Consider the following 13686-nt stretch of genomic DNA (forward strand, 5'->3'; position numbering starts at 1 on the left):
CGGGGCTGCTGCGCGCGACGCCTGTCAGATCAGCTCTTGCCGCCGCCGAGCAGGCCTGAGGCCATGCCCATGATGTCGTCGAGCGGGTTGCCGTCACCGTCGCGGTCAAGCATCGAGGCGAAGTGGGTGAGCGAGCCCTCGCCGCCGATCGCGCTGACGACCTGATTGAGGATCTCGGGGCTGAGGCCGGTCTTCTCGGCCGCCAGCGTAACTGTGTCGCCATCCATCTGGTGGGTCTTGCCGAGCGCGGCGATCGCGGTTTCGACCATGCCGGGATCGATGCCGATCTGCTTGGCGAGGTTCACCACATCATCCGGCGCGCCGCCGATGTTCTTCAGAATGCCGTCAAGAATGCTCATGGGTTCCCTCCTTAGGATCGAGTCGCGCGACACTGTGCCGCACGCGCGCGACGATTCAACGAAAAAGCCCCGCACCGATCTTTCGCCGGGCGGGGCTTCTCCCTCTCCAACTGGTGGGTGGCGTCAGGCGGCGACGGTCGTCGGCGCCGGAGCGGCCTGGCGGACGCCTTCGTCGACGTGCGCCTCGAACTGGGCGAAGTTGTCGATGAACAGCTGCACCAGCTTCCTGGCGGTCGCATCGTAATCGGCAGCGTCGGCCCAGGTGCTGCGCGGATCGAGGATCGTCTGGTCGATCCCGGCCGCGGCGAGCACCGGCACATGCACCGGCACGTCGAAGCCGAAATTGGGATCCTTGCGGAATTCCACCCCGTCCATCTTCCCGTCGAGCACCGCGTTGAGCAGCGCGCGGGTCGCCTTGATCGGCATGCGGCTGCCCGTGCCGTACTTGCCGCCGGTCCAGCCGGTGTTGACCAGCCAGCATTCCACGGAACCCTTGGCGATGCGCTCCTTGAGGAGGTTGCCGTAGACGCTCGGGTGGCGCGGCATGAAGGCGGCGCCGAAGCAGGTGCTGAAGGTGGCTTCCGGCTCGGTCACGCCGATCTCGGTGCCCGCGACCTTGGCGGTGTAGCCGCTGAGGAAGTAGTACATCGCCTGATCCGCGGTCAGCCGCGCGATCGGGGGCAGCACGCCGAAGGCGTCAGCGGTGAGCATGATGACGTTCGACGGCGCGGGGCCGAGGTTCTTCTCGGAGGTGTTCGGAATGAACTCGATCGGATAGGCACCGCGGGTGTTTTCCGTCTTGCTGCCGTCGGTAAAGTCGAGTTCGCGGGTGGCGGGGTCCATCGTCACGTTCTCGAGGATCGTGCCGAACATCTGCGTGGTCGCGAAGATCTCGGGCTCGCCTTCCGCCGAGAGGTTGATCATCTTGGCGTAGCAGCCGCCTTCGAAGTTGAAGACCGCAGTGTCCGACCAGCCGTGCTCGTCATCGCCGATCAGGGTGCGGCTGGCGTCGGCCGAGAGCGTGGTCTTGCCGGTGCCCGACAGGCCGAAGAAGATCGCGCTCTTGCCGTCCGCGCCGATATTGGCGCTGCAATGCATCGGCATCACGCCCTGCGCGGGCAGGAGGTAGTTCAGAAGGCCGAACACGCCCTTCTTCATCTCGCCCGAATACTCGGTGTTGCCGATCAGGATCAGCTTCTCGGTGAAGCTCACCGCGATCACCGTGTCGCTGCGGCAACCGTGGCGTTCGGGATCGGCCTTGAAGCTGGGCAGATTGATGATGGTGTATTCGGGGACGAAGCTCGCAAGTTCGTCCGCCGTGGGGCGCACCAGAAGGGTGCGGATGAACAGGTTGTGCCACGCCATCTGGTTGATGACGCGCACGTTCACCCGGTATTCGGGCTGCGAGCCGCCAAACAGGTCAGCGACATAGAGTTCGTCCTGGCCTTCGAGTTCCTTGAGGAAATCGGCCTTCAGCGCCGCGAAATGCGCCTCGCTCATCGGCTGGTTGACCGTGCCCCAGTTGATGCTGTTCTCGGTCTCGGCATCGCGGACGATATACTTGTCCTTGACGCTGCGCCCGGTGAAGCGGCCGGTATCGACCAGCAGCGCGCCGTGCTTGGTCAACTGCCCCTCGCCTTTCTTCAGCGCATGTTCGACCAGCGCCGAGGTGCCGAGATTGGGGTGGATGGTGGCACCGGTCTTGAGGTTCTGGGCGGCCAGCGGGGTTGCGAGCGGGGTCAACTTACGTCTCCTGGCGTGAAGGCCTTGGGGTGGCATCGATGGGTTGCGGGGGGCCCGGCCTGACTGCCGCCAGCGAATCCCCTCGCGCCTGCGTCACATCCCGTAGCAGTTGCGCATACGTATGCAACATCGGGCGAAGCGCCACCGTGCAATCCTGTCCGATCCCTCCATAGCGCCCTAAATGCGGCGCGCTCCACCGTCAAACCGGGCGGGCATGGCAAATGTGACAAGTCCCCAAGCGCCGCCTTCCGGCGCGCGCGGGCGGAGCGTTGCAGGCGGGCCGCGATGGCGCTACCCATGCGCCATGATCAGCTGCGCGGAGCAAGGATGATGGCGAGCGAGGCCGGGACACAACCCGACGCCGCACCCCTGCCGCCCGAGGGCGCGGGCAGCCCGGGCCCCGGCGCGCGCAAGCTCCAGATCGCGCTGGTCGATGATGACCGCAACATCCTCACCACGGTCTCGATCGCGCTGCAGGCGGAAGGCTTTGCCACCCGCCTCTATTCCGACGGCGAGACGGCGCTCAAGGCGCTGCTCGACAATCCCCCCGACCTCGCCGTCTTCGACATCAAGATGCCCAAGATGGACGGGATGGAGCTGCTGCGCCGTCTGCGCGAGAATTCCGCGATCCCCGTCATCTTCCTCACCAGCAAGGATGACGAGAGCGACGAGGAAGCGGGCCTCGAACTGGGCGCCGACGATTACATCGCCAAGCCTTTCTCCCTGCGCCTGCTGATCGCCCGCATCCGCGCGATCCTGCGCCGTGCCGAACCGCTCGGCGCGGACAATGCGCCCGCCACTTCGCCCGAGCCCGCGCCCGCCACCCTCACCCGCGGACGCCTGTTCATGGACCCCGCGCGCCATCAGGTGACCTGGCAGGGCGAGACGGTCAGTCTCACCGTCACCGAATTCCTGATTCTCGAGGCGCTGGCGATCCGCCCGGGCGTGATCAAGAGCCGCAACCAGCTGATGGACGCCGCCTACCCCGACGACGTGTTCGTCGACGACCGCACGGTCGACAGCCACATCAAGCGCATGCGCCGCAAGTTCAAGCTTGTCGACCAGAGCTTCGATGCGATCGATACGCTCTACGGGGCGGGCTACAGCTTCACCGATGGCTGACGGCAAGCGCGCCGGTAACGGGGCCAGAAACGGGGGCAGCGAGCAGCTGAGCGCCACAGGCCGCTTCGCACTGACGGGCCGCATTCTGGCGGTCAATATCCTGCCGCTGCTGATCCTGGGCGGCGGGCTGTTCTATCTCGACAGCTATCGCACCCAGCTGATCAACGAGCGCTTCAAGCTCGCCCGCATCGAGGCCCAGATCACCGCCGAGGCCCTCGCCGGCGCGAGCCGCGAGCGGCAGGAGGCGCTGCTGGTGCAGATCGGCAAGGAGCAGCGCATGCGGCTGCGCACCTTCGATGCCAAGGGCAAGCTCACCGCCGACAGCTTCGCGCTGGCCGAGCCCGCCTTCCGCTTCAACGATGTCTCGGACGATGACTGGGAGCAGCGCTTCTCGGTCTGGCTCGACCGCACGGTCGACACCATCGTCTCGGCCGAGCCGGTGCAGGACTATGTCGAGCCCGACGCGCAGGAGGCCAATGCCTGGCCCGAACTCGCCCGCGCGCGCGAGCTCGGCCTCAGCCAGGTGCGGCTCTATGATTGGCAGGATGGCACACCAGTGATCACCGCCGCGGTGCCGGTGGGCCTGCAGGGCGCGACGCTGCTGACGGTGCGCAATGCGGTCGACATCACCGAAAGCGTGCGCGCCGCGCGCACCACGCTGTTCCTCGCGATGCTGCTGGTGATGGCCGCCTCGGCGACGCTCTCGCTGTTCCTCGCGCGCACCATCGTCACGCCGCTCCGACTGCTCGCGCGCGCCGCTGTCCGCGTGAAGCAAGGCCGCGACCGCGAGGTCGAGGTGCCGCGCCTGCCCCAAAGGAGCGACGAGATCGGCCTTCTGGCCCGCGCGGTTTCGGACATGACCGGTGCCTTGCGGGGTCGCATCGACGCGGTCGACAGCTTCGCGGCTGACGTCGCGCACGAGATCAAGAATCCGCTCGCCAGCTTGCGCAGCGCGATCGACACCCTTCCACGGGTCGAGGACCCCGCCCTGCGCGCCGAACTGATCGCGATCGCCACCCACGACGTGCGCCGCATCGACCGCCTCGTCACCGAGATCTCTGCCGCCAGCCGCGTCGATGCCGAGATCAGCCGCGCGACCCTCGAACGCGTCGATCTGGCCGAGCTGTTCGCCAACCTCATCCGCAGCCGCGAGAACCGCGGGATGAACGGCGGGCGGCGGCTCGAGCTCGACGCGCGGGTGCCGCCGGGCACGCGGCTCAGGGTGATGGGCGTGCCGACCCAGCTCGAACGTGTCGCCGAGAACCTGATCGACAACGCGGTGTCCTTCTCGCCCGAGGGCGGCACGGTGTGCGTCACCCTGCGTCCGGCGGGCCGCATGGTCGTGACCGAAGTCACCGACGAGGGCCCCGGCATCCCCGTCGAGGCGCGCGACGCGGTGTTCCGGCGCTTCCATTCCGACCGGCCCGAGGGCGAGAGCTTCGGCAACCACTCCGGCCTCGGCCTAGCCATCGGCCGCGCGATTGCCGAGGCGCATGACGGCTCGCTGATCGCCGACGCCCGCGCCGATGGAGCCAGCGGCGCGTGCCTGCGCCTCACCCTCCCCTCGGCGCCATGACCGGGCTGGTGATGCAGGCGGGCGCGGTCGTCATCGGGGCCCGCGCGCTGCTGATCGAGGGGCCGCCGGGCAGCGGCAAGTCGAGCCTCGCGCTCGCGCTGATCGAACGCGGGGCGGGACTGATCGGCGATGATGCGGTGACGTTGACGGCCTCGCAAGGACGGCTCATCGCCGGGCCGCCACCCAATATCGCCGGGCTGATCGAGGTGCGCGGGGTCGGCCTCGCCCGCCTTGAAGTCGCCCCGCCCGCGCCGGTCGCGCTGATCCTCACCCTCGGCGGCCTGCCGGCCGAGCGTCTGCCCGAAACCCCGCTGCCTGCGCGCCTCATCGCAGGGGTCGCGGTGCCGGTGCTCGCTTTCGACCCTGGCCCGCTAGCGCCGGCCGCGCGCGCCGAATGGGCCCTGCGGATGCACGGTCTTGTGTTCGAAGCGTCTTCCCTTCGTGCAGCTCAAGCGCCAAATAGGCGCCGATGACTGTCTCCGACGCCCCGCCCCCGCCCCCCGACAAGCGCCCCTTGCTGCTGGTCACCGGGCTTGCGGGCGCAGGCAAATCGACCGCGCTCGACGTGCTCGAGGATCTGGGCTGGGAGACCATCGACAACTTCCCGGTACGGATGCTCAAGCGCCTCCTGACCGCGGCCGACGACACGCGCGGGCCGCTCGCGATCGGCTTCGATTCGCGCACCCGCGGCTTCGTGCCCGCCGACATCATCGCGCTGGTGAAGGACCTCAGCCAGCGCCCCGACCTCGCGCTCACCTCGCTGTTCCTCGATTGCGCGGGCGGCGAACTCGAACGGCGCTTCAACGAGACCCGCCGCCGCCACCCGATGGCCGATGGACGCCCGGTGCAGGAGGGCATCGCCGCCGAGCGCGAACTGCTCGAACCGCTCCGGCGCTGGGCCGACGTGCTGATCGACACCACGGCGATGACCAGCAACGACCTGCAGGGCAAAATCCGCGAGCTCTTCGCACCGTCCGAGGCCGACGCAGCGCTCACCCTCACCATCTCGAGCTTCGGCTTCGCCCGAGGCATGCCGCCGCTCGCGGATCTGGTGTTCGACATGCGCTTCCTCGACAATCCGCACTGGGTGCCGGGGTTGAAGGAGCAGACCGGGCAGGATGCCCCCGTCGGCGAGCACATCGCCAAGGACCCCGCCTTTGCCGATGCCTTCGCGCGGATCCGTGACCTGCTGCTGCTGCTGCTCCCGCGCTACGCCGCGCAAGGCAAGCCCTATGTCCACATCGCCTTCGGCTGCACCGGCGGACGCCACCGTTCGGTCTACACTGCCGAGACCATGGCCGAGGCCTTGCGCGGCGCGGGATTTTCGCCCACTGTGCGGCACCGCAACCTGGGCTCGCGCGCGGCCGACGCCATCGAAGGCGATCGGCCCTAGGGTTGCCCCGGAAAAGGACACCGCCGCCGTGAATGCACTTCGGGTGCAACACACATTGTCGGTTGAGGTAGAAACGCGTAAGGCCTCCCGACGGGCGGGCAGTTAACGGACCCATTTTCACACATGATCGGCTTGATCCTGGTAACCCACGGCCGCCTCGCGGACCAATTCGTCGAGGCGATGGAGCACGTCGTCGGCCCGCAGGAGGCGATCGTCACGGTCTGCATCGGCCCCAATGACGACATGGAGCAGCGCCGCGCCGACATCGCCGATGCGATTCTCGCGGTCGATGCCGGCAAGGGCGTGATCATCCTGACCGACCTGTTCGGCGGCACGCCGTCGAACCTGGCGATCTCGCTGCTCGATGCCGGCCACGTCGAGGTGATCGCGGGGATCAACCTGCCCATGCTGATCCGCCTCGCCGGCGCGCGCAAGGCGATGGACGTGACCGCCGCGGTGCTCGCCGCGCAGACCGCCGGGCGCAATTACATAACCATTGCCAGCGAATTGCTCGGGCAGGATGCCGCTCCCCCGGCGCGGGCCAAGGCCTAGGGGCTACAGGCGCGTGGGGGAAGCACGGCAACACGTCACCATCGTCAACCGCCGGGGCTTGCACGCCCGGGCGAGCGCGAAGTTCGTCGGCGCGGTCTCTGCCCTGCCCGAGGGCGTGAAGGTGACCGTCTCAAAGGCCCCGCACAGCGCGGCCGGCGGCTCGATCCTCGGGCTGATGATGCTCGGCGCGGCCAAGGGTGACACGGTCGAGGTGGCGGTCGAGGGTGACGAGGCGGAAGGCGTGCTCGCCGATCTGATCGCGCTGATCGCCGACGGCTTCGGCGAGGATTAGGGGCGGCGGCCCCCAAGGCTGGCGACTTTCTCATGCGCAAGCACATCACCGGCTTTTCCAATCCGACGGTCAAATACCTGCGGTCCCTGCGCGACAAGAAGCACAGGAAGCGCAGCGGCCAGTTCCTGGTCGAGGGCCTGCGCCTGCTCGAGGACGCGCGCACTTCGGGCCGCGTGCCGCAAACGCTGGTAATGGCCGAGGGGCGCGAGCATCCGCTGCTCGAACGGCTCGAGGCCGACGTCATGGCGGCAGGCGGCGAGGTGATCGCAACCACGCCCGACATCCTCTCCAAGATCACCGGCAAGGAGAACGCGCAGGTCGTCGCCGGGGTGTTCAACGAGTGGGACACCGGGCTGGCAAGGCTGGACAGGGATAGCGCGCCGCTTTGGCTTGTGGCGCAGGCCTTGCGCGATCCCGGCAACCTCGGGACAATGCTGCGCACCTGCGACGCGGTCGGTGCGGGCGGCCTCATCCTCGTCGACGACTGCGCCGACCCCTTCAGCGCCGAGGCCGTACGCGCGAGCATGGGCGCGGTGTTCACCGTGGGCCTCGCACAGGCGCGGTGGGACGAATTCCTGCCGTGGCTGCGTGCCGGGGAAGGCCAGCTGGTCGCGGCGAGCTTGCGCGATGCGGTGCCCTATCGCGGGGCGCCCTATGCCGCGCCGTGCTTCATTCTGGTCGGCAACGAATCGCAAGGGCTTCCCGAGGACTACGAAATGGCCTGCGACCTGCGCGTCACCATGCCGATGAAGGGCCGCGCGGATTCGCTGAATGCGGCCGTGGCGGGCGCGGTGCTGGCTTACGAGGTGCTGGCAAGCCTGTAGGCAAGGTTACAAAGGTTACACCCTGTCACCTTCCCAACAAGGCGAATTCGTTCAGAATTACAATTTGTTGACGCCGATTTGGCGCGGACGGACAAAATGGTCAGTGCGCGAAACGGCGCCCGAATCCGGCGATGGCGGACGATGCGAAAGAGCCGGCTGCGATCATGACGCAGCGGTCGGCAGTAGGAAAGCGCTCCGGCCTTGCGTGCCGCCTTGCGGCTACTCCGCAGCGTCCCGCTTCTCGCCTTCTTCGGTCATATCGGGTGCCCCCAGCGCCGCGACATCCTCGGCATTGTAGCGCGGGGCGGATTCCACCAGCGGCACGTCCTCGATCTCGCGCTTGCCGACCTCGATGCCCTTTTCCGCGAGCCTGCGCCCCGAGGACAGCACGTTCCGCTCGAAGCTGCCCACGAACTTGTTGTAGTTGTTGACCGCTGTCTCCAACCCGCCGCCGACCCGCTTGAGGTGCTGCGCTGCGACCTCCAGACGGCCGTAGAGCTCCGCTCCCATCCGGCCGATCTCTGCCGCTTCGTTCGCCATCTTGTCCTGCCGCCACACCTGCGCAACCGTGCGGGCAATGGCGACGAGGTTGGTCGGGGTAGCCAGCAGCACCTTGTTGCGGAAGGCGAAGTCCCACAATTCGGGATCATGCTCGAGCGCGGCGGCGACGAAATGCTCGCCCGGCACGAACATCACGACATAGTCGGGAGCATCGTCGAACTGGCTCTGGTAGCTTTTCGAACCGAGCGTCTGCACGTGGCCGCGCATCGACTTGGCGTGGAGATCGAGGTGCCGCTTGCGCTCGCCCTCGTCATCCGCCTCGAAAGCGGCCTGATAGGCGTTCAAGGACACCTTGGCGTCGATCACCAGCTTCTTCTGCCCCGGGACGTTGACGATCGCATCCGGGCGCAAACGGCCTTCATCGGTGTCCATCGATTGTTCGAGGTGGAAATCGGTATGCTCGGCCAGCCCGCATTGTTCGAGCACATTCTGCAACGCCCGCTCCCCCCAGCGGCCGCGCGCCTTGGGGGCGTTGGTGAGCGAATTGCCGAGCCGCTGCGCCTCGCGCCGGACCTGTTCCTGGCCTTCCTTCATCGACTGGATCAGGCCTGCAAGCTGCCCAAAGGCATCGGTGCGCTTGGCTTCGAGATCGGCGACCTGCCGCTCGTAATTCGCCAGCTTTTCTCCGACCGGCGAGAGCAACGCCTTGATCTTGGCCTCGCCCGCCTCCTCCGACTGGCGGAAGCGCGCATCAGCCCGCTCCAAAAAGGTCTTCTGCGCCGCCTCGAGCACGCGGTTGCCCGCGTTCTCGAATTCCTTCCTGAGCGATTCCTGCGCGCCGAGCAGCGCGGATTTCTGCTCGGCAAAGGCCTTTTCGCGCTCGGCCGCGGCGCTTTCCAGGGCGGCGAGCCGCTCGGCCAGCTGCGCGCGTTCGGCCTGCACCGAATCGAGCCGCGCGAGCAGACCATCGGCCCGAGCCGCTCGCTCCTTAAGCCCCGCGACCTCGATCCGCGCCTCACCCAGTTCGGCGATGGCGCGGGCGAATTTCGCTTCCCCCTCAGCCCCCGCCGCCTCGGCCGCGGAAAGCCGGGCGCGCACGTCCGCCAGCGGGCGCGAGGCGAGCAACCAGCCGAGCGCGGCGCCGGCGAGGAGAGCAATGATCGAGAGAATCGCAGGGTCCATGCGGCAAACCTACACAGAACGAATGGGGAACGCTAGGCCTGCAAAGTGCTTTCCAACAAGAAAGCGGGCCCCCGGATCAAGCCTGGGGCGGCGCTATTCCCGCAGAGCCAAGCCTGAAGGCTTCGATCAGCTTGCGGATGATAAGGTACGTCTGCAGCACGATGCCGAGCAACAATAGCCCGATGAAGAGTGGACTGCCCTCGCCATTGCGCAGCTCGCCCGACAATACATAGGTCAACATGAGCAGGATCGCGCCCTCGAAAACGGCATCCCTGATCAGGGATTTCCGGGTCTTCGGCGGATCCGGCGTGGTTGCTTCGTTTCTGCGAAGCGAGTCGGCAAGAAATTCGCCAACCAGCCATATCATCGCCAGGATCAGCAGGATCGGCAGAGCGGTACCCAGCCAACTGAGCCACTCGCCGCTCATCGCGCTACGCAGCCCGCCTGATTTTCTCGAGCTTCTTCAGCACCATCGCACGCTTCAGCCGCGAGAGATGGTCGATGAACAGGATGCCCTCGAGGTGGTCCATCTCGTGCTGCAGGCAGGTCGCGAGCAGGCCTTCGAGGTGTTCCTCGTGGGTGTTGCCCTCGAGATCCTGATAGCGGACGGTGCAGGTCGCCGGGCGATCGACGTCGGCGTAGATCTCGGGGACCGAGAGGCAGCCTTCCTGATAGGTCGAAAGCTCGCGCGCCGGATCGAGAATCACCGGGTTGATGAACACCCGCGGTTCGTTCTTCGTCGCCGGGTGGGTGTGCTTGTGGCCGTCGTGGCTGCACTCGACCGGGGGCGCGTCGGGATCGTCGGGCTGGAGATCGATCACCAGCACCCGCTTGGGCACGCCGACCTGGATCGCGGCGAGGCCGATGCCGGGAGCATCGTACATCGTCTCGAACATGTCTTCGACGAGGCTGTTCAGCTCGGGGCCGAACTCGTGGGGTTCGACCGGGGTCGAGATGGTTTTGAGCCGGGGGTCCGGCACTTCGAGGATTTCGCGGATAGCCATGCGGCGCAAAATAGGTGGATCACGCGCGAATTACAACGCCGCGCTGGCGCCTGTCTCTACCCCACCGGCCGCCGCGCGCGCAGCGCCTGCGCCAGCGTGCCCTCGTCGAGATAGTCGAGCTCGCCGCCGACCGGCAGGCCGTGGGCGAGCTGGGTGACGCGCAAGGGGAAGGCCTCGAGCCGTTCGGCGAGGTAATGCGCGGTGGTCTGGCCTTCCAGCGTGGCGTTCATCGCGAGCACCACCTCGTCGATCCCCCCCGCCTCGACGCGGGCGAGGAGGCTGGCGATGTTGAGCTCCTCCGGGCCGATCCCGTCCAGCGCCGACAGCCTGCCGCCGAGCACATGGTAGCGCCCGGGGAAGAGCCGCGCGCGGTCCAATGCCCAAACGTCGGAGACCTCCTCCACCACGCACAGCGCGCGCGCGTCGCGGCGCGGGTCGGTGCAGATGGCGCAGGGGTCGCGGGTGTCGACATTGCCGCAAGTTGCGCATTCGACCAGCGTCTCGGCGACGCCCGCCAGCGCCTCGAGCAGCGCGGGCAGCGCAGACTCGCGGTGCTTGACCAGCCACAGCACTGCGCGGCGCGCCGAGCGGGGGCCGAGCCCCGGCAGGCGGGCGAGCGCTGCGCTCAATGCCTCGATCTCTTGCGATGCCATGGGGGGAGAGATAGGGGCTGCGCTTCGCTTCACAAAGGCTGCCCGCAGAGCTTATGCGCATCATCTTCATGGGAACGCCCGAATTCGCGGTTCCGGCCCTCGGCGCATTGCATGAGGCGGGGCATGAGGTTGCCTGCGTCTACACCCAGCCGCCGCGGCCGGCGGGGCGGGGGAAGAAGCTGAACCCCTCGCCCGTGCAGATCGAGGCCGAGCGGCTGGGGGTGCAGGTTCGTGTCCCCGTATCCTTGCGGAATGCAGAGGCGCAGGCGGAATTTGCGGCATTGGGCGCGGATGTGGCGGTGGTTGCGGCCTATGGGTTGATCCTGCCGCAGCCGGTGCTCGATGCGCCGAGGCACGGCTGCCTCAACATCCACGCCTCGCTCCTGCCGCGCTGGCGCGGGGCGGCGCCGATCCACCGCGCGGTGATGGCGGGCGATGCCGAGACGGGCGTAACGATCATGCAGATGGAGGCCGGGCTCGATACCGGGCCGATGCTCCACAAGGTGGCGGTGCCGGTTGGGCGGAAGACCACGGGCGAGCTGTTTGGGGAGCTGGGCGCGGTCGGCGCGGCGGCGATGGTGAAAGTGCTGGCCGATCTCGCCGCCTATCCGCCCGAGGTGCAGGACGATGCGGCGGCGATCTACGCGCCGAAGATCGACAAGGCGGAGGCGAAGATTGATTGGGCGCTGGACGCCGCCGCGATTGAACGGATGGTGCGCGGCCTTGCCCCCTTCCCCGGCGCGTGGTTCGAGCTTGGTGACGAGCGCGTCAAGCTGCTGCTGGCCGTGGTGGTGGGGGGCGCGGGCGCTCCGGGCACGGTGCTGGACGAGGACTTGACCATCGCCTGCGGGACTGGCGCGATCCGGCCGCTGCGGCTCCAGCGCGCGGGCAGGCCGGTGCTTGAACGCGGGGAGTTCCTGCGCGGGCGGACCGTGGCGGCGGGCACTTTCCTGACGTGACCCGCTTCGCCGTCACCCTGGAATTCGACGGGACGCCGTTCTTCGGGCTGCAACGCCAGAGCCACGGGCCGAGCGTGCAGCAATCGGTCGAGGACGCGCTCGGGCGGATCACCGGGGAGACCGTGACCTTGCACTCGGCAGGCCGCACCGATGCGGGCGTCCATGCGCTGGCGATGCGCAGCCATGTGGACATCGAAAAGCCCTTCGATCCCTTTCGCCTCGCCGCCGCGCTCAACGCGCAGCTGCGACCCGATCCCATCGCGGTGACCGCCTGCGCGGTGGTGCCCGACGATTGGCACGCGCGCTTTTCCTGCACCGGGCGGCGCTATCTCTACCGCATCGCCAACCGCCGCGCGCCGCTTACCCTGATGCGGGACAAGGCGTGGCACGTGCCCCAGCCGCTCGACGTAGAGGCGATGCACCGCGCCGCGCAGGCGTTGGTCGGGCGGCATGACTTCACCACCTTCCGCTCGGTGCATTGTCAGGCAGCCGATCCGCTGAAGTCGCTCGACCTGCTCGACGTGGAAAGGGTGGGCGAGGAGATCCACATCCACGCCGCCGCGCGCTCGTTCCTGCACCATCAGGTGCGCAGCATGGTCGGCTGCCTCAAGCTGGTCGGCGCAGGCACATGGCCGGAACGCCGCATCGCCGAAGCGCTGGCGGCGCGTGACCGGGGAGCGCTGGGGCTTAACGCGCCGCCGCATGGGCTCTATTTCGTCGAAGCGACCTATCCTGACGACCTGACGTAAGGTCACCCTAGCCATCTCGTGATTGCGAGCGTAGCGATTGCGCAACCCGCAATGACGAAAAAAGGGAAACGCAGGATGACCACCGGAAAGCAGCTCTTCACCACCCTCACCGCCGACGGCAAGCTGACCCTCGAGGTGGCGGAAAGCCAGTTCCCCGCGCCGACCGGCAATCAGGTGCTGGTCAAAATGGAGGCCGCGCCGATCAACCCGAGCGATCTTGCCATCCTCACCAGCGCCGCCGATTTCGAGACCGCCGAATACACCCCCGGCAAGGTCGTCGCGACCATGCCCGAGCCGTTCCTCACTGGCAACAAGGCGCGCCACGGCCAGCGGCTTCCGGCGGGCAACGAGGGCGCGGGCACGGTAATCGCGACCGGTGACAGCGACATGGCCAAGGCCCTGATGGGCCAGCGCGTCGCCTGCGTGCCGGGCAACGCTTTCAGCCAGTATGCCATTGCCGACGCGATGATGTGCCTGCCGCTCGGCGAGCATTCCTGCGAGACCGGCGCCTCCAGCTTCGTCAATCCGATGACTGCGCTGGGCTTCGTCGAGACCGCCAAGATGGAGGGCCACTCGGCCATCATCCACCTCGCCGCCGCCTCGAACCTCGGCCAGATGCTCAACCGCATCTGCATCGAGGACGGGATGAAACTCGTGAACATCGTCCGCAAGCCGGAACACGTCGCGATGCTCAAGGAGCAGGGCGCGACCTATGTGGTCGACAGCTCCGCCCCCACCTACATGGCCGACCTGCGCGCCGCGATTGCCGAGACCGGC

At 67.6% G+C, this 13686-nt stretch carries 15 protein-coding genes and 1 pseudogene; 10 read left to right on the top strand and 6 right to left on the bottom strand.

The features are described from left to right. Positions 1 to 29: 29 nt before the first annotated feature. Both NBV68_RS11750 and NBV68_RS11755 read right to left on the bottom strand, forming a co-directional pair. Positions 30 to 359, bottom strand: coding sequence for a hypothetical protein (locus NBV68_RS11750; RefSeq protein WP_296310077.1), 330 nt, complete (start codon positions 357 to 359; stop codon positions 30 to 32). Positions 360 to 482: 123 nt separating this feature from the next. Further along, positions 483 to 2102: a phosphoenolpyruvate carboxykinase gene (locus NBV68_RS11755; RefSeq protein ID WP_296310079.1), complete on the bottom strand. Its 1620-nt coding sequence runs from the start codon at positions 2100 to 2102 to the stop codon at positions 483 to 485. 297 nt (positions 2103 to 2399) lie between these two features. Between NBV68_RS11755 and NBV68_RS11760 the strand changes: the two genes are divergently transcribed. From NBV68_RS11760 to NBV68_RS11790, 7 genes are all read left to right on the top strand, one after another. Next, complete coding sequence (locus NBV68_RS11760) at positions 2400 to 3224, top strand: response regulator transcription factor (protein ID WP_296310081.1); 825 nt, start codon at positions 2400 to 2402, stop codon at positions 3222 to 3224. Then, positions 3217 to 4800, top strand: coding sequence for an ATP-binding protein (locus NBV68_RS11765; RefSeq protein WP_296310082.1), 1584 nt, complete (start codon positions 3217 to 3219; stop codon positions 4798 to 4800). Before NBV68_RS11760 ends, NBV68_RS11765 begins: the two co-directional genes overlap by 8 nt. Next, the gene (locus NBV68_RS11770) at positions 4767 to 5273 is read left to right on the top strand and encodes an HPr kinase/phosphatase C-terminal domain-containing protein (protein WP_366068167.1); all 507 of its coding nucleotides are present in this window, start codon (positions 4767 to 4769) and stop codon (positions 5271 to 5273) included. The genes NBV68_RS11765 and NBV68_RS11770 overlap by 34 nt, the downstream gene beginning before the upstream one ends. Next, complete coding sequence (gene rapZ, locus NBV68_RS11775; protein WP_296310083.1) at positions 5270 to 6193, top strand: RNase adapter RapZ; 924 nt, start codon at positions 5270 to 5272, stop codon at positions 6191 to 6193. Before NBV68_RS11770 ends, rapZ begins: the two co-directional genes overlap by 4 nt. A 123-nt stretch (positions 6194 to 6316) precedes the next feature. Then, entirely contained in the window at positions 6317 to 6745 is a 429-nt protein-coding gene (locus NBV68_RS11780; RefSeq protein WP_296310086.1) for a PTS sugar transporter subunit IIA, read from the top strand. Between the two features lie 13 nt (positions 6746 to 6758). After that, on the top strand, positions 6759 to 7037 hold the full coding sequence (locus NBV68_RS11785) for an HPr family phosphocarrier protein (RefSeq protein ID WP_296310088.1): 279 nt from the start codon (positions 6759 to 6761) through the stop codon (positions 7035 to 7037). Between the two features lie 32 nt (positions 7038 to 7069). Then, positions 7070 to 7861, top strand: coding sequence for an RNA methyltransferase (locus tag NBV68_RS11790; RefSeq protein ID WP_296310090.1), 792 nt, complete (start codon positions 7070 to 7072; stop codon positions 7859 to 7861). A 219-nt stretch (positions 7862 to 8080) separates the two neighbouring features. Here the strand turns inward: NBV68_RS11790 and rmuC are convergent, their stop codons facing one another. The 4 genes from rmuC to recR form a co-directional block, all read right to left on the bottom strand. Beyond that, on the bottom strand, positions 8081 to 9544 hold the full coding sequence (gene rmuC / locus NBV68_RS11795; protein WP_296310092.1) for a DNA recombination protein RmuC: 1464 nt from the start codon (positions 9542 to 9544) through the stop codon (positions 8081 to 8083). Positions 9545 to 9620: 76 nt separating this feature from the next. Continuing rightward, a complete protein-coding gene (locus NBV68_RS11800; protein ID WP_296310093.1) occupies positions 9621 to 9971 on the bottom strand; it encodes a hypothetical protein in 351 nt (116 codons plus the stop codon). A 4-nt stretch (positions 9972 to 9975) separates the two neighbouring features. Beyond that, positions 9976 to 10548 (bottom strand): peptide deformylase, encoded by a 573-nt coding sequence (locus NBV68_RS11805; RefSeq protein ID WP_296310094.1) that lies wholly within the window; start codon positions 10546 to 10548, stop codon positions 9976 to 9978. 56 nt (positions 10549 to 10604) lie between these two features. Further along, positions 10605 to 11201: a recombination mediator RecR gene (recR, locus tag NBV68_RS11810; RefSeq protein WP_296310095.1), complete on the bottom strand. Its 597-nt coding sequence runs from the start codon at positions 11199 to 11201 to the stop codon at positions 10605 to 10607. 53 nt (positions 11202 to 11254) lie between these two features. Between recR and fmt the strand changes: the two genes are divergently transcribed. From fmt to NBV68_RS11825, 3 genes and pseudogenes are all read left to right on the top strand, one after another. Then, positions 11255 to 12160 (top strand): methionyl-tRNA formyltransferase, encoded by a 906-nt coding sequence (gene fmt, locus NBV68_RS11815; RefSeq protein ID WP_296310097.1) that lies wholly within the window; start codon positions 11255 to 11257, stop codon positions 12158 to 12160. Further along, the gene (gene truA, locus NBV68_RS11820) at positions 12157 to 12909 is read left to right on the top strand and encodes a tRNA pseudouridine(38-40) synthase TruA (RefSeq protein ID WP_296310098.1); all 753 of its coding nucleotides are present in this window, start codon (positions 12157 to 12159) and stop codon (positions 12907 to 12909) included. Before fmt ends, truA begins: the two co-directional genes overlap by 4 nt. Positions 12910 to 12984: 75 nt before the next feature. Beyond that, a pseudogene (locus NBV68_RS11825) lies at positions 12985 to 13686 on the top strand (alcohol dehydrogenase catalytic domain-containing protein); the annotation flags it as partial.

The organism is Erythrobacter sp., assembly GCF_023653175.1.
Taxonomy (GTDB): Bacteria; Pseudomonadota; Alphaproteobacteria; order Sphingomonadales; family Sphingomonadaceae; genus Erythrobacter.

What these genes read in the sequence shown, in the direction of transcription:
- NBV68_RS11750 (WP_296310077.1), bottom strand. Translation starts at nt 359, where the DNA reads ATGAGCATTCTTGACGGCATTCTGAAGAACATCGGCGGCGCGCCGGAT.
- NBV68_RS11760 (WP_296310081.1), top strand. Translation starts at nt 2,400, where the DNA reads ATGCGCCATGATCAGCTGCGCGGAGCAAGGATGATGGCGAGCGAGGCC.
- NBV68_RS11765 (WP_296310082.1), top strand. Translation starts at nt 3,217, where the DNA reads ATGGCTGACGGCAAGCGCGCCGGTAACGGGGCCAGAAACGGGGGCAGC.
- rapZ (WP_296310083.1), top strand. Translation starts at nt 5,270, where the DNA reads ATGACTGTCTCCGACGCCCCGCCCCCGCCCCCCGACAAGCGCCCCTTG.
- NBV68_RS11780 (WP_296310086.1), top strand. Translation starts at nt 6,317, where the DNA reads ATGATCGGCTTGATCCTGGTAACCCACGGCCGCCTCGCGGACCAATTC.
- NBV68_RS11790 (WP_296310090.1), top strand. Translation starts at nt 7,070, where the DNA reads ATGCGCAAGCACATCACCGGCTTTTCCAATCCGACGGTCAAATACCTG.
- rmuC (WP_296310092.1), bottom strand. Translation starts at nt 9,544, where the DNA reads ATGGACCCTGCGATTCTCTCGATCATTGCTCTCCTCGCCGGCGCCGCG.
- NBV68_RS11800 (WP_296310093.1), bottom strand. Translation starts at nt 9,971, where the DNA reads ATGAGCGGCGAGTGGCTCAGTTGGCTGGGTACCGCTCTGCCGATCCTG.
- NBV68_RS11805 (WP_296310094.1), bottom strand. Translation starts at nt 10,548, where the DNA reads ATGGCTATCCGCGAAATCCTCGAAGTGCCGGACCCCCGGCTCAAAACC.
- recR (WP_296310095.1), bottom strand. Translation starts at nt 11,201, where the DNA reads ATGGCATCGCAAGAGATCGAGGCATTGAGCGCAGCGCTCGCCCGCCTG.
- fmt (WP_296310097.1), top strand. Translation starts at nt 11,255, where the DNA reads ATGCGCATCATCTTCATGGGAACGCCCGAATTCGCGGTTCCGGCCCTC.